This is a genomic window from Streptomyces sp. UH6, from assembly GCF_013421635.1.
Lineage (GTDB): Bacteria > Actinomycetota > Actinomycetes > Streptomycetales > Streptomycetaceae > Streptomyces > Streptomyces abyssomicinicus.
This window is the reverse complement of record NZ_JACADT010001416.1, coordinates 1-1,058: the sequence shown is the minus strand read 5'-3', so window position 1 is coordinate 1,058 and position 1,058 is coordinate 1. Positions and strand designations below refer to the sequence as shown.

1 protein-coding gene is annotated in these 1,058 nt (G+C 74.3%); it reads left to right on the top strand.

Going from position 1 to position 1,058, the window contains the following annotated elements:
* Positions 1–57: 57 nt before the first annotated feature.
* A partial coding sequence (locus HW445_RS32260; protein WP_180224292.1) for a hemolysin family protein occupies positions 58–1,058 on the top strand: 1,001 nt, incomplete at its 3' end.

The window sequence follows — 1,058 nt, the reverse complement described above, 5'->3', positions numbered from 1 at the left end:
GGTCCCCGTCGAGGGACGGCCGGCCGCCCCCCGCGGGCCGCTCGCGGAGGCCGCCCGGTGAGCGCGCTGCAACTGCTCTTCGCGGCCCTGCTGGTGCTCGGCAACGGCTTCTTCGTGGGGGCCGAGTTCGCGCTGGTGTCGGTCCGGCGCAGCCAGGTCGAACCACTGGGCACCGCCCGCGCCCGGCAGGTCCTGTACGGGCTGGAACACCTGCCGCGGATGATGGCCGCCGCCCAGTTCGGCATCACCGTCTGCTCGCTCACCCTGGGCGCGGTCGCCGAACCCACCGTGGCGCACCTGCTGGAGCCGGTGTTCACCGCCGTCCGGCTGCCGGAGGCCATGGTCCACCCGCTGGGCTACGTCCTCGCCCTCGCCGTGGTGGTCTTCTTCCACCTGGTGATCGGCGAGATGGTGCCGAAGAACCTGGCGATGGCCGCGCCCGAGAAGGCCGCGCTGTGGCTGGGACCCGGACTGGTCGCCTTCGCGCGGCTGTGCGGACCGGTGACCTCCGCGCTCGGCGCCTGCGCGGGGGCGGTGCTGCGACTGTTCCGGGTCGAGCCGAAGGACGAGGTCGAGGCGGTGTTCACCAGCGAGCAGCTGAACCGGCTCGTGGAGGACTCCGGCCAGGCGGGACTGCTCGACCCGGAGGACGCCGAACGGCTCGAGGACGCCCTCGGACTGGGCTCCCACCCGGTGACGGACGTACTGCTGCCGCGGGAGTCCCTGGTCACGGTCGGCCCCGAGGTCACCCCGGGCGAGGTGGTCGCGCTGACCGCGCGCACCGGCTACTCGCGGTTCCCGGTGGTGGGGGAGGGCGGCGTCTACCTGGGCTACCTGCACGTCAAGGACGTGCTCGACCTGGACGACGCGGACGGGCCGGTCCCGCCGAGGGTCCGCCGCCGGATGACCGAGCTGCCGGCCGCCCTGCCGCTGGACGACGCCCTCACCGTCATGCGGCGGGCCGCCGCCCACCTCGCCGCGGTCACCGACACGACGGGACGGGCGGTGGGACTGGTCGCCCTCGAGGACGTCCTCGAACTCCTCGTCGGCGAGGTCCG